Annotated in this window: 16 protein-coding genes; 7 read left to right on the forward strand and 9 right to left on the reverse strand. The window is 63.3% G+C overall.

Annotated elements, in window-relative coordinates:
- Nucleotides 1–21 precede the first annotated feature (21 nt).
- The 4 genes from ABE423_RS10105 to ABE423_RS10120 all read right to left on the reverse strand — a co-directional run bounded on the left by ABE423_RS10105 (nt 22) and on the right by ABE423_RS10120 (nt 3,954).
- On the reverse strand, nt 22–2,322 hold the full coding sequence (locus ABE423_RS10105) for a TonB-dependent siderophore receptor (protein ID WP_346485930.1): 2,301 nt from the start codon (nt 2,320–2,322) through the stop codon (nt 22–24).
- 154 nt (nt 2,323–2,476) lie between these two features.
- Complete coding sequence (locus tag ABE423_RS10110) at nt 2,477–2,881, reverse strand: hypothetical protein (protein ID WP_346485932.1); 405 nt, start codon at nt 2,879–2,881, stop codon at nt 2,477–2,479.
- A 204-nt stretch (nt 2,882–3,085) separates the two neighbouring features.
- Nucleotides 3,086–3,418, reverse strand: a complete 333-nt coding sequence (locus tag ABE423_RS10115) for a non-heme iron oxygenase ferredoxin subunit (protein ID WP_100437470.1) — start codon at nt 3,416–3,418, stop codon at nt 3,086–3,088.
- Nucleotides 3,415–3,954 carry a GNAT family N-acetyltransferase gene (locus ABE423_RS10120; RefSeq protein ID WP_049398806.1) on the reverse strand — a complete coding sequence of 180 codons (540 nt, stop codon included), beginning with the start codon at nt 3,952–3,954 and terminating at the stop codon, nt 3,415–3,417. Before ABE423_RS10120 ends, ABE423_RS10115 begins: the two co-directional genes overlap by 4 nt.
- Before the next feature lie 241 nt (nt 3,955–4,195).
- Here ABE423_RS10120 and ABE423_RS10125 point away from each other — a divergent pair, with 241 nt between their 5' ends.
- From ABE423_RS10125 to ABE423_RS10150, 6 genes are all read left to right on the forward strand, one after another.
- Nucleotides 4,196–9,514, forward strand: a complete 5,319-nt coding sequence (locus tag ABE423_RS10125) for a wall-associated protein (RefSeq protein ID WP_346485935.1) — start codon at nt 4,196–4,198, stop codon at nt 9,512–9,514.
- 3 nt (nt 9,515–9,517) lie between these two features.
- Nucleotides 9,518–10,471: an RHS repeat-associated core domain-containing protein gene (locus tag ABE423_RS10130; RefSeq protein WP_346485937.1), complete on the forward strand. Its 954-nt coding sequence runs from the start codon at nt 9,518–9,520 to the stop codon at nt 10,469–10,471.
- A complete protein-coding gene (locus ABE423_RS10135; protein ID WP_346485939.1) occupies nt 10,468–10,974 on the forward strand; it encodes a hypothetical protein in 507 nt (168 codons plus the stop codon). Before ABE423_RS10130 ends, ABE423_RS10135 begins: the two co-directional genes overlap by 4 nt.
- Nucleotides 10,975–11,501: 527 nt before the next feature.
- Entirely contained in the window at nt 11,502–12,035 is a 534-nt protein-coding gene (locus tag ABE423_RS10140; RefSeq protein ID WP_346485940.1) for a hypothetical protein, read from the forward strand.
- Nucleotides 12,036–12,288: 253 nt separating this feature from the next.
- Complete coding sequence (locus tag ABE423_RS10145) at nt 12,289–12,681, forward strand: hypothetical protein (protein ID WP_346485942.1); 393 nt, start codon at nt 12,289–12,291, stop codon at nt 12,679–12,681.
- Between the two features lie 58 nt (nt 12,682–12,739).
- Nucleotides 12,740–13,042, forward strand: coding sequence for a hypothetical protein (locus ABE423_RS10150; RefSeq protein WP_346485943.1), 303 nt, complete (start codon nt 12,740–12,742; stop codon nt 13,040–13,042).
- A 176-nt stretch (nt 13,043–13,218) separates the two neighbouring features.
- Here the strand turns inward: ABE423_RS10150 and ABE423_RS10155 are convergent, their stop codons facing one another.
- From ABE423_RS10155 to ABE423_RS10175, 5 genes are all read right to left on the reverse strand, one after another.
- Nucleotides 13,219–14,475, reverse strand: coding sequence for a cysteine desulfurase (locus tag ABE423_RS10155; RefSeq protein WP_005408431.1), 1,257 nt, complete (start codon nt 14,473–14,475; stop codon nt 13,219–13,221).
- Nucleotides 14,472–15,734, reverse strand: a complete 1,263-nt coding sequence (sufD, locus tag ABE423_RS10160) for a Fe-S cluster assembly protein SufD (protein WP_346485945.1) — start codon at nt 15,732–15,734, stop codon at nt 14,472–14,474. The genes ABE423_RS10155 and sufD overlap by 4 nt, the downstream gene beginning before the upstream one ends.
- Nucleotides 15,734–16,498: a Fe-S cluster assembly ATPase SufC gene (gene sufC / locus ABE423_RS10165; RefSeq protein ID WP_171952363.1), complete on the reverse strand. Its 765-nt coding sequence runs from the start codon at nt 16,496–16,498 to the stop codon at nt 15,734–15,736. Before sufC ends, sufD begins: the two co-directional genes overlap by 1 nt.
- 74 nt (nt 16,499–16,572) lie before the next feature.
- The gene (gene sufB / locus ABE423_RS10170; RefSeq protein ID WP_043396952.1) at nt 16,573–18,048 is read right to left on the reverse strand and encodes a Fe-S cluster assembly protein SufB; all 1,476 of its coding nucleotides are present in this window, start codon (nt 18,046–18,048) and stop codon (nt 16,573–16,575) included.
- A gap of 17 nt (nt 18,049–18,065) precedes the next feature.
- Entirely contained in the window at nt 18,066–18,521 is a 456-nt protein-coding gene (locus ABE423_RS10175; protein ID WP_005408436.1) for an SUF system Fe-S cluster assembly regulator, read from the reverse strand.
- A 209-nt stretch (nt 18,522–18,730) separates the two neighbouring features.
- Between ABE423_RS10175 and ABE423_RS10180 the strand changes: the two genes are divergently transcribed.
- Entirely contained in the window at nt 18,731–19,198 is a 468-nt protein-coding gene (locus ABE423_RS10180) for an SET domain-containing protein-lysine N-methyltransferase (RefSeq protein WP_012479369.1), read from the forward strand.
- Nucleotides 19,199–19,289 lie beyond the last annotated feature (91 nt).

Consider the following 19,289-nt stretch of genomic DNA (forward strand, 5'->3'; position numbering starts at 1 on the left):
CCGTGGTGGAGCGGAGTTACATCAGAACTTCACGTTCAGTGCCAGGGTGGCCGAGCGACCCGGGGCGATGCTCGCGTAGTGCGAGGCATAGGCCTTGGTGAAGTAGGTCTTGTCGGTCAGGTTCTGCACGTTGAGCTGCAGGCTGATGTTGTCCTGGATCGCGTAGCTGGCCATCGCGTCGAAGCGGGTGTAGCTGGCAATCCACTTGGTGTTGGCGACGTCACCGTACTGCTTGTCCGAGTAGAACGCACCGGCGCCGATGGTCAGGCCGATCGGGAAGCGGTAGGTGGTCCACAGGTTGGCGCTGTGCTTGGCGGTGTTGGGGAACACGTTGCCGTTGTTCGGCGACGGCACGTAGATGCCGCTCGGGCAGGTGCGGCCCGATACGGCGCAGACAAAGCCGTTGTCCTTCAGTTCCGAATCCAGGTAGGTGTAGCCGCCGTACAGGCTCCAGGCATCGGTCAACTGGCCATTGAAGCCCAGCTCGAAGCCGTTGATTTCCTTCTTGCCGGCGTTCTGGCTGGTGCCGTTGTCGATGGTCACACGTGCGTTGTTCATCACGGTGTGGAAGATCGCCGCGGTCAGGTTCAGGCGGTTGTCGAGCAGGTCCCACTTGGTGCCCAGTTCGAGGTTCCTGGTGTCCTGCGGCTTGAGGTCGGCGACGCCGGCATTCAGGCCGTCCGAACCGTCGCCACCGTCCATGCCCGGCGGGGTCGAGGAGGTGCCCCAGGACAGGTAGATGCTGCCGTTGGCGGCCGGCTTGAACACCACGCCGGCCTGGTAGTTCAGGAAGTCGTTGTCATTGCGCACACGGGGAGTGGCGCTGCCCGGAGTGAGCAGGGTGGTGGAGTAGTCGTCATAGCGCAGGCCGACGTTGAAGCTCCACTGTGCATTGAGCTCGATGGTGTCGAACAGGTAGGCGGACTTGGTCTTGGTGCGCTGTTCAACGTCCAGCGCCTTGTTGCTGCGATAGACGATCTGACCGGCCGCCCACGGATCGTTCGGATTCGGATTATTGAAGTCGGTGCAGTTGTAGTTGGTGGCAGCGCCGGACACCCGGCACACCGAGCTGTTGGCCGCGAGGGGTTCGAGCGGGTTGGCGGTACCCGGCGTCATCTGGTAGCTGCCACGGGTCATCTTCTCGTCGCTGTATTCCACGCCGGCGCTGTAGCTGTGCTTCAGTGCGCCGGTCTGGAACGCGCCGGTCAGGCCCAGCTGGTCCGCGAAGCTCTTGACGTCGACGGCGCGGCTGTTGGTGCGGCGCCACAAGGTGCCGTAATTGTTCGGGTTGCCCTTGCTGTCGTCCGGCTGGGTCCACAGGTAGTCGTTGCTGGTGTTGCCCAGGCGCGCGATGTTGCGCAGCTTGTGGCCGCCGAAGTCGTAGCTGGCGTCCAGAGTGCTGATATCGGCACGGGTGCGCTGGAAGTCACGATCGACCAGGCCGTAGTAGTTGTTGCGGTCCGGTACCATCGGGCGGCCATCGCCGTTCTTGGCCACGTTCGGGCCGCTGGAGAACGGATTGTTGTAGGGGAAGCCACCCGCGTCCGGCAGGTCATCGCTCTGCATGTGGTAGTGGCTGGCGATCAGCTGTGCCGGACCGTTCAGGCCGAACGCGATCGACGGTGCGATGCCCCAGCGGCTGACATTGGCAGCGTCGCGGCCGGCGATGTCCGACTCGTGCTTCATCAGGTTCAGGCGGGCGGCGATGCCATCGCCCAGCACGTAGTTGGCGTCCACGGTGCCGCGTGCGTAGCTGTCGGTGCCGATGCCCATGCTGGCGCTGGTTTCGTTCTTCAACTTCGGCGTCTTGCTCACCAGGTTCAGGCTGCCACCACCGGAGTCACGGCCGCCGTAGGCCGAGCTCGGGCCCTTGACCACTTCCACCTGCTCCAGGTCGAAGATCTCGCGGGTCTGCGAGCCGACGTCGCGCAGGCCGTCGACGAAGACGTTGCTCTGCGAATCGAAGCCACGGATGAAGGGGCGGTCACCGGTCGGGTTGCCGCCTTCGCCGGCACCGAAGGTGATACCCGGGACCATGCGCAATGCATCCTGCAGGTTGGTTGCACCGGTTTCGGCGATCAGCTTCTCCGACACGATCGACACCGACTTCGGGGTGTCCAGCAGCTCGGCGGTGAACTTCGGCGAGGACGGATTGAACCAGCTGCCGCGCACCTGCACCTTGTCCAGGTCGGTGGCCTTGCGGGAGCCGGCGTCGGCGCTGTCGGCCGCCTGTGCGGCCAGCGGTGCGAAGCCGGCGGCCAGGGTTGCGGTAGCGAGCAGGGAAACGCGCGGAGCGTGCTTGCGGGACGTGATGTGGGTCATGGTCTGGGTGGCGGTGGCTTGGATCGGGAAAGGGCGAGCGCGAGCCGGCGCAGATGGACGTGCGGCGACAGGCGGGAGGTGGGTTCTGTAGAGCCGAGCCATGCTCGGCTGGCAGGAAACGCAATCAGGCGCACGGCAACGGCCGCAGGGCGCCTCAGCTGGCGTGCGGTGCGGGCGGAGCGTGGCCGGGGTTCAACCGCAGTGCGGGATCGTGCAGCTGCCAGCGCAGGGCGTCGGAACGCCACAGCGGAACATGCGCGACCAGGGCGGCGCGCGCGGGAGCCAGTCCGGTACAGGGCGTGGTGCCCTCGCCATCCAGCGGCGGCTCCGGTGCCGGTGCGGCATGATGCGGGCACTCGTCGGCCGGGGGGACCGGCATCGGCATGACCTGCTGCAGATCGTCAGCGTGTGCCTGCCAGCCGTGGGCAGCCGGGTTGTTGCCGCGTCCTTCGTGCAGTGCCGACCAGCCCAACACCAGCGTCAGCAGCACGGCCACGAGCAGCGGCCACCCTTGACGGGCAAGCTGGCACAGCGTGGCGGTGGGCGCGGGCGAAGCCATGGCGCGGGGGCGGAGTCGTTACGAAGATGTTACGTAGAATAACATCAACGATAATGATTCGCATCTGCGGGGCGTGACGGGCCGCTGGGGCCGCCCCGGAGCGGCCTGGGGGCGCCCTCATGGCCTTCCGGTAGATCCACCCCATGGGTGGATGCTCTCCCGCGGGGCGCCCTCTGGGGGGGGCTCTCTGGGCCGAGCGCCGCCTCAATCCCGGTCGTCGCGGGTCCAGACAGCGTCGTGCTCGCGCTTCACCGGAAACTTGGGCACAGGGCTGTAGGCCGGGGCACACAGGGCGCGGCCGTCACGCACGTCGAAGCGCGCGCCGTGCAGCACGCACTCCACGCTGCCCTCGGTGGTGTTGAACTCGCCCGAGGACAGCTCGAACTCTTCATGTGTGCACTGGTCTTCCAGCGCGTACAACTCACCGTCGAGGTTGAACACCACGATCGGCGTGCCGGTCACTTCGTCGAACACGCTCTTCATTTCACCCGGCAGCAGCTCGGTGCCGGCACAGACGAAGGTCCAGGTATCGCTCACGCGGCGGCTCCGGCCAGCGGCTTTTCCAGGATCTCGAAGCGCAGGTCGTCGCGCTTGGGAATGCCGAAGCGTTCGTCGCCGTACGGGAACGGCTTCTTGATGCCGGTGCGCAGATAGCCGCGGCGCTCGTAGAAGGCGATCAGCTCGTCGCGCACGTCGATCACCGTCATCTGCATCACCGGCACCTTCCATTCGCGTGCGGCGTGCGCTTCGGCGGCGTCCATCAGCTGCTTGCCGACGCCGCCACCCTGCTGGGCCGGGTCGACCGAGAACATGCCGAAGTAGCCCTTGCCGTCGACATCGGCGACGTGGGCGCAGGCCACCAGCTGGCCGTCGCGTTCGGCCAGCAGGATGGTGGAGCGCGGGCGGTCCAGGTCGGCCTGGATGCCTTCGGCATCGATGCGGGCGCCGTCCAGCAGGTCGGCTTCGGTGGTCCAGCCGACGCGGCTGGCATCACCCCGGTAGGCCGAGGTGACGAGGGCAATGAGGGCGGGGATGTCGGCCGACGTGGCGGCGCGGAAGGTCAGGGTGCTCATGGGCACATTCTAGGTGGAGCGGAGAAGGGCGCGGGAGGCTACCGCTTGAGTCAACTTTGCCGAGTGTGGCCAATACGCAGGGTTGACGTCGTCTTCATTATTCGTTCATATTCATGGTCAGCACCCGCCCACCGTGAAGTAACGCGTGGCTGTCTGCCGGAGTGGGTGCCGCCTGGTCGAAGGCCAACTGCCGTTCGGCGCAGGTGGGGCACACAGGGACGTCGATCCAGGGAGGATCTTCATGCAGTCTGGCCTCATTTCTCATCCGCGCGCCGCAACGGCTGCCAAGGGTCTGTTTCTCGGTGTCATTGCCCTGTGTGTGCTGGCACCTGTCGGCGTTTCAGCCCAGATCGTTCCCACCTGGCGCCAGGAGTACGACAAGCGACTGAAGTACGGGGACCTTGTCGAACCGCTGAAGGGCGAGATCTTCGGCGAGCAGGTCAACCTCTATGACGGCTCGATCAGCTTCAAGGCCACGGATATTTCGATTCCAGGCAATGGCAGTCTGACGATGACCTTGGGCCGCAGCTACAGCGATGACGATGGCGGCGGAGAGAACTCATTCTCGAATTGGGGCCTGGATATCCCGTCCATGTCCGGCGTCTATGGTGATCTGCCGGAGACCGCGTCTGTCGGCTATTGGGCGCCTGCCGCGCGCTGCAGTACGGTGGCGGCGCCTCCGTCATTAGAGGTCTGGAACCGTCGCAAAACCCAGACCGTCAATTTCAGTCCCACTACATTCTGGGATGGCGTGCGACTCTCTCTACCGGGTGGTGGCAGTGAGCCGGTGCTGGGAGGCAGCGGAGATGCGCGCCAGCCGCAGCCACAGTTTGGCGAACCGGCGCCTTGGAATACCAAGGGCGGCTGGACGTTCAGTTGCCTGACCGCCCTGAAGAGCGGACAGCCGGGACAAGGCTTCCTTGGTCATGCGCCGGACGGTACCAAGTACTACTTCGACTGGATGGTCGCCAAGCACCACAACGGTGCAACGCTGCAACCCTACGGGCCAGAAAGCAATGCACTGCTGAATCGAAAGCGTGTGTTCCTGTACCCATCGCAGGTTGTGGATCGCTTCGGCAACTGGGTGCGCTACGAGTGGAGTGGCGACCGGCTGTTGCGCATGGTTGCCAACGATGGCCGCGAGATCAGCCTGGGCTACAACGCGAAAGGACTGATCGCATCCGCAACCGCTGCTGGGCGTACCTGGACTTACGGGTACACGGAGGCCGATATCCTGCGGACAGTGACGCTGCCGGACGGAACCCAATGGGTCTACAACCTGCCGCCGCTGTCAGTCACCCACAAGTATGCCGACTACATCGGGCAGAGCATCTGGGAGTACATGGACTACCCGGCCACATGTTCGCGCGTCAACAAGATCGTGCCCAGCGAGATCACCCTGAGCATCCAGCATCCGTCGGGTGCGCTGGGGACGTTCCTGTTCCGGCCGTTCCGCCATGGGCGCAAGAATGTGAAGCTGGATTGCCAGACCTCTGGCGACAATCACCTGTTTGCCGATGGCTGGAACTACACGCCGGTCTACCGTGACGCAATGTCGCTGGTGACCAAGACCATCAGCGGTCCGGGCATGCCCACTGCACAGTGGACCTATCAATACACCAATCTCAATGGTGCTTTCGCCCAGGACCTGGGCGGTCCAGTAATCCCCGTAGGCCAGGCAGAGCCGAAGATCACCACCGAGACGTTGCCCGATGGTGTCGTTCGCGTCTACGAGTTCGGCAAGGAAGTTGCCTACAACGACGGCCTGTTGCTGTCCACGACAACGCGATCGGGCGGCTCGGTCGTGCGCGTTGACCGCAACAACTACTATCCAGATGCCCAGCTGGATGCGGCGCCCTTCCCGAAAGAGGCCGGCAAGGACTTCAAGTACGGTGCGAGCGATCTCAAGGCCCATTACAACCGCCCCGTCCAATCCACTGTGGTGGAACAGGATGGCGTGCAGTTCACCCGCACCGTGCAGGCCTTTGATGCATTTGCGCGCGAAGTCACCGTCGTTGAAGCGAATTCCGCAGGCCAGAGTCGCACCACCAGCACCAGCTACTACGACAATCCCGCGCTATGGGTGAACGGCCAGACAGCGCGCAGTGTGCTCAATGGCATCGAACAGTCCCGCACCGAATTCGATACGGCCAAAGCACTGCCGCTGCGCGCCTACGCATTTGGCCGCCTGGCGCAGCAGGTGACCTATGCAGCCGACGGCACGGTTGCCTCGATGGCCGATGGCCGTGGAAATACCAGCCATCTGTCGGGATGGAAGCGTGGTGTTCCGCAGCAGCTCCGCATGCCGGCCACGCCCGAAGCGCCCAATGGTGCGGTGCGCACGGTTGCCGTCGACGACAACGGTTGGATCACCTCGCTGACCGACGAAACCGGCGCAACCACCAGCTTCAGCTACGACAGCATGGGCAGGCTGCGCAGCCAGCAGTTCCCTGGCGGCGACAGCGTGAACTGGAATGGCGTAACCATGGACCTGCAGCGCCTGGGTGGCGCGCAACTGGGCGTGCCCGCCGGGGCATGGAAGCACTCCCGCACGCAGGGCGGACGGCGCACCGATACCTACCTGGATGCGATGTTCCGCCCGGTGCTGGTAACCGAGAACGCCAACAACGTGCTGGACAGTGCCGTGGTCACCCGCTACGACACGAGCGGCAAGACCGTGTTTGCCTCGTATCCCACGCGGCAGCTCTCCGATATCAATGCCGCCCTGACCGGCACCACGACGCAGTACGACGCGTTGGGCCGCCCCACCGTGGTCAGTCAATCGTCCGAGCTTGGGGCACTGGTTACCCGCACCGAGTACGTGGGCAACCTGTCGGTGAAGGTGACCAACCCCCGCGGCCAGGCCACGACGACCCGTCACCTTGCCTACGACCAGCCCAGCTACGAGATGCCGCTGACGCTGCAGCACCCGGAAGGCGTGGTGACCGAGATCCAGCGCGACACGCTGGGCAAGCCGCTGGCGATCACCCGCCGCAATGCAGACGGCAGCCAGTCGCTCACCCGCCGCTACGTCTATGACGGCTACCAGCAGCTGTGCAAGACCATCGAGCCGGAAACCGGTGCGACCGTGCAGGACTACGACGCGGCAGGCAACGTGCTGTGGTCGGCGGCCGGCACGGGTTTGACCAGCACCACCGACTGCAACCGAAGTGAAGCCCTGGCCAGCGGACGTGCGGTGAAGCGTAGTTACGACGCCGCCAACCGCTTGTCGTCCCTGATCTTCCCGGATGGGCGCGGAAATCAGAACTGGTCCTACGCGCCTGATGGTCTGCCGGCCGAGATCAGCACGCAGAACGATCCGGCCCGGCCGATGGTCGTCAACCGCTACCAGTACAACCGCCGCCGCCTGCTCAGCGGCGAAACCCTGCAGCATCCGGATCTGGGAAGCCTGAGCCTGGCCTATGGATACGATGCCAACGGCACACTGGCCAGCAATACCTATCCGGGTGGGCGTGTCGTCAGCTATGCGCCGGACGCACTGGGTCGGGCGACGACGGTCGGCGGATATGCGAAGGAGGCCAGTTACTTTGCCAATGGCGCGTTGGCCCGCTTCGTATATGGCAATGGGATCGTGCACACGTTGACCCAGAATGCCCGCGGGCTGCCCGACCGCAGCCGCGATGCCACTGCAGCGGCCGCAGTGCTGGATGACAGCTATGACTACGATGCTGGCGGCAACGTGATGGCCATTTCCGATGGTCTGCCCGGGGCGCCCGGCAACCGGGACATGACCTATGACGGCCTGGACCGGTTGCGGACGGTCACTGCGCCGGGCTTCGGCAACGCCTTGTATGAGTATGACGCGCTGGACAACCTGCGCCGTGCCAAGGTCGGCAGCCGCGATCGTACGCACTACTTCGATCCGACCAATCGACTGGTCAACGTGATTGAAACCGGAACCGGCGCAACCGTGACCGGTCTTGGCTATGACGTGCAGGGCAATCTTTCGGTGCGCAATGGTCAGGCTTTCGCGTTTGACTACGGCAACCGGCTGCGCGCGGCCGGAACAGCAGAGAGCTACGAGTACGACGCCCACGGTCGCCGGGTGAAGGCTGGTGCCAGTGGCAAGGGGGCAATCTACTCGTTCTACGACAACGGCGGCGTGCTGCGATTCCAGCGCAACGAACGTACCGGCAAGCAGACCGACTATCTCTACCTGTCAGGCAGCCTGGTTTCCCAGGTGCATGGTGAAGCCGCACCCAGCGTTCCCGCGCTGAGTGCGCCGGGCTACATCACCCAGGGCAGCGTGAACCTGACCTGGAGCCCGGCCGGTGGTGCCAACCGCTATGAGTTGCAGCGTGCCCTTGCGGGCACCTGGAGCACGGTCTTCGATGGCGCGGCGCAATCGTTCACCAGCACCGGCCTGGTCACGGGGACCTATCAGTTCCGGGTGCGCGGCTGCCGGGCGGTGTGCGGCGGATGGAGCAATGTCGCGTCAGTGGCCGTGGCATTGGCGCCATCCACCGTGCCGACCTTGAACCTGCCTGCCACAGCCTTCAACGGCAGCTACAACGTGGCTTGGTCTGCGGCTTCCGGTGCCGAGCGCTATGAGCTGGAGGAAAGCGCCAATGGTGGCGCCTGGGTCCAGGTGCATAACGCCATCGGTCAGTCCAAGGCCTTCAGTGGCAAGGTAGCGGGAAGCTACAACTACCGGGTTCGCGCATGTAACCCGGTGGGGTGCACGGGATACAGCGCCACGGCTGCGGTGACGGTGGTGTATCCGCCTGCCACTGCGCCAGGTCTCTCTGCGCCGGCACGCTCTGCGCCGGGCAGTATTGGTATTGGCTGGAACGGGGTGGCTGGTGCCACGCGTTACACCTTGCAGGAGAGCAGCAATGGTGGCGGATGGGTCACGCTGTTCGACGGCAACGCAGGTTCCTATGCCACCGCTGCGCGTGGTGTGGGCAGCTATGGCTATCGGGTTGCCGCCTGCAATGGCGCAGGCTGCGGGCCGTGGTCGGCCACGTCGACGGTAGCGGTGATCGGGCCGCCGACGATCGAGCCGGTGATCAGCGCACCGGGCCTGGTGAACGTGCCGCAGTACAGCCTGAGCTGGTCGGTGCCGGCCAACAGCGAGAGCTTCGTGCTGGAGGAGAGTGCCAACGGTGGTGGCTGGACGGTGGTGCATAACGGCGGCGGGAACAGCTTTGGTGCCAGCCGTGGTAATGGCAGCTATGCCTATCGTGTGAGGGCGTGCAATTTCGCGGGGTGCAGTCCCTATTCGGGCATCGCCAGTGTCTCCGTCGTGCTTCCTCCTGCGGCCACTCAGATCTACGTGGCGGAGTGGCTCAGCACGCGCAAGGCGCCCTATCAGGTGCAGTGCAGCGTCGGCTGGCGCGCGGTTCCGGGGGCAACGGAGTATCAGCTGGAGCCTTCCGGAGCTGGACGGCGCCTGTACACCGGCCCCAAGACCTATGTGCAGTCGAGCGGCGGGACCTACTGCGCCAGTCTCTACATTGTCAGGGCCTGCAACGCCGGTGGTTGTTCGGCATGGTCCGCAGACTTCCCCGTCACCCGCGGCGTATTGAATTGGGACTAAGCCATGAATGGACTCTGTTCGCTGTTGATTCGGGCGGTACTCGCGGTGGTGGCGCTGGCAGCCTGTGTGGCTCCGGCGGTCGCACAGGAAGTCGTCGAGTACATCCACACTGATGCACTGGGTTCACCGGTGGCGATCACCGATGCCAGCGGAAACGTCATCGAGCGTACGGTGTATGAGCCGTATGGGGCGGTGGTGAATCGGCCGTTGAAGGATGGGCCGGGGTATACGGGGCATGTGACGGACTCGGGCACGGGGCTGAGTTACATGCAGCAGCGGTACTATGATGTGGAGACTGGGGCATTTCTATCCGCCGATCCAATAGCTTCATCAGTGGCTGCTTTTGGGCGCTACGCGTATGCGCTGGGGAACCCGTATCGGTTCCTTGATCCGGATGGAAGGCAGCCCAAGGATGCTCGGCAGGCTATTACTGGGAGCAAAATAAAAAACAATGGCATTGCGGCCGGGGTAAGAGTGGCGGCAATCGGAGGGGCTCTCCCGTCTGGCTTTACAAAGGAAAATGCACAGGCTCGGTATGATGCTATGAAGGGTGTTGTTGATGCTACGAAGGAAAAGATGGAGTCAATTCCGAACGCGAATTCAGACAGCGCTGCCAAGATTTTTTCAAAGGTTTATCAGAAGTACTCTGTTAGATTTGGATGGGAAGTGAGTGCGGAAATCGTGATGAAGAATAGCGGTGCCTTTCACCTTTCCGATATTGGGATATCCAGTCAGGTTCGTGACGTGGACTGGCTGGGTGGGACTGCCGGTAGGCCTCTCGTAGGGGGGATCAATATCCACACGCATCCAGCATTGGACGGATACAAGCGTGCCTACTCGCCATTCTCTTATTGGGATGTGGAAACGTACAAGAAAACAAATTCGATCAATTACGTTTCGGACCCGTCGGGTGTCTATAGGCTGAACAAGGATGGTGTGTCGGAGGTTGTGAAATGAGAATAAATTATCAGCTTTTCGTGGCCTTCTTCTTGGCGATTTTCGTGGTCGGTTGCGGTGATCAGGAAAGACGGCAGATGCCGCTCGCAAAGGATTGTGGGATCGGTCAGAAACCAGTTTGCCGAGTCAGCTTCCGGGCGCTGGCTTCGACCCCCCGTCTATTCGATGGGAAATCGATACGCGTGGAGGGCTATCTCGGAGTTAGTCGGGGGCTCTTTGTATTGAACTCCAGCAAGGAGCTGTTCGAAGCTGGAGTGACTGATGAGACCCAAGTTCGCATCAAGGGCCCAATAGATCTCCAGCGTGACGTGTTTAATCGGTATGCCTATTCGTGGGTATCAGTGACTGGAGAGTTCAGGCTTAGGAAGACGGACGGGTCGACGGATGATCTTCTTCTCGGCGAAATGCATGCCCCGCTTGACGTTCAGTCGTTGAGGGTCCCAGGTCCGATTCCAAGAGCGACTTTCGGAGACGTGTCCGTTGATCTCGAAGATCTGAAGTGAGTTTCAAGTATCAATCGCGGCTCCCATGAAGCGGTTCGTGATAACAGGGATTCTTCTGCTGGTGTCCGAGGCGGGTGCCGACAGGTCACTACATACCTCTGCAGATGATGTTTAAGGTCGACGTGCAGTGGGGCAGCATGGGCAACCACGGGAAGGACAACGCCACGGCTTCCATTGCGAACTGATCGATCACGTCGATAGGCTTTGTGGGAATTTCCTCTTGGTTGATGAATATGAGGTTTCGCATTGAGCGCTATCGATGAAAAGAATCTCGTTTTAGCCTGTCTGCGGAGACTGTTGGAATCCGAGCCTGCTTCCGTGGAACAGGCGTCTGGCTGGTGCCAGAGGGCGGAATTTATCAAGGACGTGCTTCGGTCAATTTCGTATGAAATCGGGGTTCCTCACGTGATATGGCACTATCTTGATGACGCCGATATCCGTATTCGCGATCCCCGCTATGCCGAAGCACAGGTGTTGGCCGTTAGGCAGAGTATTGATGAGTGGGCTTGAGTGCAGTCAGAGAAGCCATGAACAATAAATGTTGCTTGCCAGACTTCATTGCGGCATCCCTCTCGGATGCTACCCCTCCGGATCTCCCTCTTCTCCGGGAAGACTGGGCGGGGATGGCGTTTGATCGCAACCTGTATGAGGATTTTGCTCCGAATGATGTTTGGGTGGCGTGGCTGAAAGTACTTTCGGAGCACTTTGCAGATATCGCGATGTGCGCGGTTCCATGTTCCGAGTGCTCCGACGGGGGGAGCCCCGTGGAAATTGAGCGAGGTCTGGATGGCCTGCGCTCCTACTGGCTGGCAGATGGGAACTTCATGCGTGATCATTTTTTGTTCTCGCGTAATAGTCGCTGGGTTGTAAAGCTGGATCAGGACGTGACGTTGTTTGCGGGAGATGTCACTTTCCTTGCGGATGTTGTCGCGCGACTTGGTGGTGTAGAGCATGTCGAGAAGATGATGCGACGGGACCTGATTGGTACAGCTGAGGACGTTGTTGGCCTCGGTGGGTACGTCAAGGGGCTTCTTGCGCCCTTGAACGCATCGACTCCATAGCTGATTGCTGCGTAGAAGATTGGGCGTGCAGGGGCTATGTGATGGAGTAGCTTCAAAGGGCCTGCAACGCCGGTGGTTGTTCGGCATGCTCCGCAGGCTTTCCCGTCACCCGCGGCGTATTGAATTGGGACTAAGCCATGAATGGCTCTGTTCGCTGTTGATTCGGGTGGTACTCGCGGTTGGGGGTGCTCGTGGCTTGTGTGGCTCCGGCAGTCGCACAGGAATCCGTTTCCATGTTCGGAGGCTGCAAGAGATGGCGAAATGCAAGCTGGATGCTGAGTATTCAACCGCGTGGAGTGGTCGAATCCAATCATGCCTGGCTGCTGTGGTTCTTTCGCTGGGGTTGCAGGGTTGTGATTGGTTGTCGGATCCGGTGATTGTTGTAAAGAATGTTGGAAGGGACGTGATTTATGGCGTCAGCTTGGAGGTTGGTGGTGATGTGGTAGGCGTAGAATCAATTCCTGTCGGTGAAAGTAGGGTTGTGAAGCCTGAGGTCGCTACTGATTCCTCACTTCTTGTAACTTACTACGAGAGCAGTGTCCGCGTGGTTTGCCATGGGGATGTGTATTTTACGAATAATCTCTACGTCAAGATTGGGGTGGATGTGGGTGGAGGGGTTTGCCGTATTGCAGAAATTGCGGATTGATTTGATCTGCGGAGCGTGTTTGACGAGTTTTTATAGCGGGGCGCCAGGGTGAAGAGCGATGAAAAGCCTTGTTGAAAGCTTCCCCATTTTGGCTTCCATTATTCTAGGCGCCATGTGGATAAACGCATTTGCGGCTCACAGGATGTTGCTTAAAATCGAGCGTGAACGGCCGGAAGTACTCGCTGCAGTCGGAATCATCAAGGTTGATTGGTGGCTTAGGTGCTTGCGCGGTATTGCAGTGCTTGCCCTTACTTCCAAAGGGCAGACGCTCCATCAGGGGGAACGGTGGGTGTTGAGGGGCGTCGTGATGATGTACGTCTTCTTGATTGCCTCCGGGGTATCCATGCTTGTCGGCATGTAGGGGGCGGCGCCTCAAGGCTGTTGATGGTGGATGGATCGGCATTACGGTGAGATTGCCCATTCCTGGCATCACTCGGTGTTTCCAGGTCACACCTCTGCTTGCTTGCGTCCAGCGCGCAATAAAAAACGCCGCAGTTTCCTGCGGCGTTCTCATGCTTTCCCGATTCTGGCGAATCTTCACCCCAGCAGCTTTCGCACCTTCGTCAATGCCGTCATGAACCGCTCGATCTCGGCGTGCGTGTTATAGAACGCCAGCGAGGCACGGCAGGTAGCGGCAACGCCAAAGTACTGCAGCAGCGGATGCGCGCAGTGCTGGCCCGAGCGCACGGCCACGCCTTCCAGGTCGAGCAGGGTCGCCAGGTCGTGCGCATGCGCGCCATCGATCAGGAAAGAGACCACCGCAGCCTTCTCCGGCGCTTCGCCGATGATGCGCAGGCCGTCGACGCGGCGCAGCTCTTCGGTGAAGTGCGCCAGCAGTTCGGCTTCGCGGGCTTCCACGTTCTCCTGGCCAAGCTGCTGCAGGTAGTCGGCAGCCACACCCAGGCCGATGAAACCGGCGATGTTCGGGGTGCCGGCTTCGAACTTGTGCGGGGCATCGTTGAACACGGTGCCGTCGAAGCTGACTTCCTTGATCATCTCGCCGCCGCCGAGGAACGGCGGCATCGCATCCAGATGCTCGCGACGGGCCCACAGCGCACCGGTGCCGGTCGGGCCGCACATCTTGTGGCCGGTAATGGCGTAGAAATCGCAGCCGATCGCAGCGACGTCGACCTTGCGGTGCGGCACCGCCTGCGAGCCATCGACCACGGTGATGATGCCGCGCTTGCGCGCTTCGCGGCAGATCTCGCGCACCGGGTTGACCGTGCCCAGCACGTTGGAGACATGGGTGACCGCCAGCAGCTTGACTTCTGGGGTCATCGCCGCGCGCAGCGCATCCAGATCGAGTGCGCCGTCGGGCGTGATCTCGGCCACCCGGATGGTGGCGCCGGTGCGCTGCGCGACCAGCTGCCACGGCACGATGTTGGCGTGGTGCTCCATGCGCGTGATCAGGATCACGTCGCCGGCCTTCAATCGCGGCAGCGCCCACGAGTAGGCCACCAGGTTGATGGCGAAGGTGGTGCCGCTGCACAGCACCAGGTCGCTGGGCCGCACGTTGAGGAAGCGCGCCAGCTTGTTGCGTGCGCCTTCGTAGGCATCGGTGGCTTCGCTGCCCAGTGCATGCACCGCGCGGCTGACGTTGGCGTTATAGCGACGGTAGAACTCATCCACCGCGCCGATCACCTGCACCGGCTTCTGGCCGGTGTTGGCGTTGTCGAAATAGACCAGCGGCTTGCCGTGCACTTCACGCATCAGCAGCGGGAAGTCGAGACGGACGCGGTCCCAGTCGGGGGCGCCGGTGCGTTCTTCGATCGGTCGCGGCGTGGACAGGTTCATGCGACACCCGCCTCGGCCAGCGCCTTGTCCAGGCGGCGTGCCAGCTGCGCACGCAGCGCATCGGGCAGAATCTTCAGCGGCTCGTGGCAGAACGCGGCGCTCAGCAGTGCCTGCGCCTGTGCCTGCGGCAGGCCGCGCGAGCGCAGGTAGAACAGCGCATTGGCATCGAGCTGGCCGACGGTCGCGCCGTGCGCGGCCTTCACTTCATCGGCGTCGATCACCAGCGTCGGCTGGGTGTCGATCTCGGCATCGGCCGACAGCAGCAGGTTCTTGTTGGACAGGTTCGCGTCGGTGCCATCGGCGCCTTCGCGGATCTGGATGCCACCATGGAACACCACGCGGCTGCGGTTGGCGGCGACGCCGCGCCACAGCAGTTCGCAGGCGGTATCGCGTGCGATGTGGTCGATGCCCAGGCGGGTTTCGACGTGGCGGCGGCCATTGCCAAGCAGCACGCCGTTGGCGGTCAGCTGGGCATTGTCGCCTTCCAGGCGCACGTTCAGTTCATGGCGGCTGAGCGCGGCGCCCAGTTCCAGGTCGACGCGGTGGTACTGCGCGTCGCGGGCCAGCACCGCGTCGGTGCGCAGGAAGCTGGTCTGGCGCGCGCTGCCTGCCTGCACGCGGGCGTGCTTGAGCACGGCATCACGGGCGACGTGGGCATGCAGCACGGTGTTGTCCAGGTGGGCGGAGTCACCCACGCTGAAGCGATGCTCGACCACGCCCAGGCTGGCGCCGGCACGCAGTTCGATCAGGTGACGGTGGTGCCAGGCCAGGTCGGTGTCGCCGGCGACGCTGGCGAATACCAGCTGCAGCGGCGTTTCGACCTGCACGCCTTCATCCACGCGCAGCACCGCGCCTTCATCGGCAAGCGCAGCGTTGAGGCGGGAGAAGATCTCTTCGCTGCGCTCGTAGCGACGGCCAAGGAAACGCACGGCGTCTTCGCCGGAGGCCAGTGCGGCCGACAGCGGCTGCAGCTGCACGCCGGCCGGCAGCGCCTGCACGTCGCTCAGCGCGGCATCCAGGCGGCCGTTGACGAACACCAGGCGCGGTGCCGGGATGTCCTCCAGCAGCGCGGCATCCAGCGCCGGGCCCTGCAGTGGTGCAGCCGCGAACGCACGGCGCTCCAGCTGGCGCAGCGAGGTGTACTTCCAGGCTTCGTTGCGGGCGGCCGGCAGGCCGTCGCGCAGGGCCGCGTCCAGCACTTCGCGGCGCGCATCGCTGCCGCAGAAGGCCTGGGCCATCGAATCAAGCAGGGCGCTCATCAGACCGCCGCCTCGGGCACGACCCGGTCCTTCAGGAAATCATAGCCGTGCGCTTCCAGTTCCAGGGCCAGCTCCGGGCCGCCACTCTTGACGATGCGGCCATCGGCCAGCACGTGCACCACGTCCGGCTTGATGTAGTCCAGCAGGCGCTGGTAGTGGGTGATGACCAGGAACGAACGGTCGGCGGCGCGCAGTGCATTGACACCATCGGCCACGCTCTTCAGCGCATCGATGTCCAGGCCCGAGTCGGTTTCGTCCAGGATCGCCAGCTTCGGTTCGAGCACGGCCAGCTGGAAGATCTCGTTGCGCTTCTTCTCGCCGCCGGAGAAGCCTTCGTTGACGCCACGGTGCAGCAGTTCGTCCTTCAGGTGCAGCACGGCCAGCTTCTGGCGCACCAGCTTGAGGAACTGCATGGAATCGAGTTCTTCCTCACCGCGCGCCTTGCGCTGGGCGTTCAGTGCCGCGCGCAGGAAGTAGGTGTTGTTCACGCCCGGGATTTCCACCGGGTACTGGAACGCCAGGAACAGGCCGGCGGCGGCGCGCGCTTCCGGGTCCTGCTCCAGCAGGTCGACGCCGTCGAACTGCACGCTGCCTCCGGTCACTTCGTAGCCGTCGCGGCCGGCCAGGACATTGCCCAGGGTGGACTTGCCGGCGCCGTTCGGGCCCATGATGGCGTGCACCTGGCCCGGCTGGACGTCCAGCGACAGGCCCTTGAGGATTTCCTTGTCGCCGATGCGGGCGTGGAGGTTTTCGATCTTCAGCATGGTGGGGGTTTCCGTGGGGCGGGCCGCGGCCCGCCGGTAAAGAGAATGCGTTTGCGAGGGGCAGGGGCGGGCGGTCAGCCCACCGAACCTTCCAGCGAGACTTCCAGCAGCTTCTTGGCTTCCACCGCGAACTCCATCGGCAGTTCGCGGAACACCTGCTTGCAGAAGCCGTCGACGATCATCGACACCGCGTCTTCCTGGCTGATGCCACGGGCGCGGCAGTAGAACAGCTGGTCGTCGGAAATCTTCGAGGTGGTGGCCTCGTGCTCGACGGTGGCGCCCGGGTTCTTCACCTCGATGTAGGGGAAGGTGTGCGCGCCACACTGCTTGCCGATCAGCAGCGAATCGCACTGGGTGTAGTTGCGCGCGCCATCGGCATTGCGGTCCACACGTACCAGGCCGCGGTAGGTGTTCTGGCCGCGGCCGGCACTGATGCCCTTGCTGACGATCTTGCTCTTGGTGCGCTTGCCGACGTGGATCATCTTGGTGCCGGTGTCGGCCTGCTGGCGGTGATGGGTCAGCGCCACGGAGTGGAACTCACCGACCGAGTCGTCGCCCAGCAGCACGCAGGACGGGTACTTCCAGGTGATCGCCGAGCCGGTTTCGACCTGGGTCCAGGTGACCTTGCTGCGCGCACCACGGCACTCGGCACGCTTGGTGACGAAGTTGTAGATGCCGCCGACGCCGTTCTCGTCGCCCGGGTACCAGTTCTGCACGGTGGAGTACTTGATCTCCGCGTCTTCCAGCGCGACCAGCTCGACCACCGCAGCGTGCAGCTGGTTCTCGTCGCGCATCGGCGCGGTGCAGCCTTCCAGGTAGGACACGTAGGCCTTGTCCTCGCACACGATCAGGGTGCGCTCGAACTGGCCGGTGTGGCCGGCATTGATGCGGAAGTAGGTGCTCAGTTCCATCGGGCAGCGAACGCCTTTGGGAATGAACACGAAGCTGCCATCGGAGAACACCGCCGAGTTGAGCGCGGCGAAGTAGTTGTCGCCCACCGGCACCACGGTGCCCAGGTACTGGCGGACCAGTTCCGGGTGTTCCTTGATGGCCTCGGACATCGAGCAGAAAATGATGCCCTTCTCGGCCAGTTCCTTGCGGAACGTGGTGCCGACGGACACCGAGTCGAACACCGCGTCCACCGCCACGCCGGCCAGCTTGGCACGCTCGTGCAGCGGCACGCCCAGCTTGTCGTAGGTGTCCAGCAGCTCCTTGGGCACGTCATCCAGCGAGGCGTACTTCGGGCCCTTCGGCGCGGAGTAGTAGCTGAGCGCCTGCAGGTCGATCGGCGCGATCTCCAGCTTGGCCCAGTCGGGCATCGGCATGGTCAGGAAGTGGCGGTAGGCGTCCAGGCGCCACTGCGTCATCCACTCCGGCTCTTCCTTCTTGGCCGACAGGGCACGGATGGTGTCCTCGTCCAGGCCCGGCGGCAGGGAGTCCGATTCGATCTCGGTGATGAAGCCGGCCGAATACTTGCGGCCGAGCTGCTCGTGGATCTCGCGGTTGGGGGTGTCGTCGTGGGCGACGTTTTCGATGGTTTCGGTGGCCATGGGGGGCTGCCTACGGATCAGGAGACGACGTCGACAGCGATGGTGCGGCGCTGTTCGTCATCGGCAAGGGGGAGAGGGGGCAGGATCTGCGCAAGGGTGACATCGCGCAGGGCCTCGGAAACCACGTCGTTGATCAGCCGCCAGCTGCTGCGCGCGCCGCACTTGGGCGCCATGCCGCACTGGTGGTGGTCGTGGCTGCATTCGGTCAGGGCCAGTGGCCCTTCCATCGCTTCGACCACTTCGAACAGCGAGATCTCGATGGCCGGGCGGGTCAGCCGGTAGCCGCCACGGACGCCGCGCAGGCCTTCAACCAGGCCGGCCTGGGCCAGCGGCTTGAGCACCTTGCTGACGGTGGGCGGCTCCAGACCGGTGAATTCGGCCAGCTCGGTGGCACTGAGCACCTCGCCCGGACGGGCGGCGAGCACGGTCAGCACGACGGTGGCGTAATCGGTGAGTTTGGTGACGCGCAACATGGGGATGCGAGTGGTTCTTAAAGCGGACTGAAATTGTACGCTTTTATTCGCCGCCATCCAACCCGGGCATTCAGCCGGCGCTGGGGCCGGGCCGGGAGGACACACCGGGGCCGTTGCCAGGGCGCAATGCTGCGCCAACGGGGTGATTTTCGCAATCACCCGGAATGGGCGAGAATCCCTGTTCCATTCGCTGCAAACAGCCCGTGCCGATGCCGAAGAAGATCCAAGCCCGCAAGTCCGCCATCCATGGCAACGGCGTGTTCGCCGTGGCCCCGATCAAGCAGGGCGAGCGCGTGATCCAGTACAAGGGCCTGCTGCGCAGCCACGGCGACGTTGATGCCGATGACAGCGGCGACGTCGAAAGTGGCCATACCTTCCTGTTCACCCTCAACGACGACTGGGTGATCGATGCCAACTACAAGGGCAATGACGCGCGCTGGATCAACCACAGCTGCGACCCGAACTGCGAGGCGGTGATCGAGGAAGACGAGGACGGCGACAGCCGCGGCGACAAGGTGTTCATCGAGGCGCTGCGTGACATCAAGGCCGGCGAAGAGTTGACCTACAACTACGGCATCACCCTGGCCGAGCGTCACACCGCCAAGCTGAAGAAGATCTGGGAGTGCCGCTGCGGCTCGCCCAAGTGCACCGGCACCATGCTGCAGCCCAAGCGCTGACCCGCAGCGGGTAGTGCCGGGGGGGGGGCGGCGCGCCAGGTGGAGAGCGGGGGGGGCCGCGGCGGGCCCCTGCGTAATAAACACACCCCCC

The sequence above is a fragment of the Stenotrophomonas sp. TWI1409 genome, from assembly GCF_039673015.1.
Classification (GTDB): Bacteria; Pseudomonadota; Gammaproteobacteria; order Xanthomonadales; family Xanthomonadaceae; genus Stenotrophomonas; species Stenotrophomonas maltophilia_A.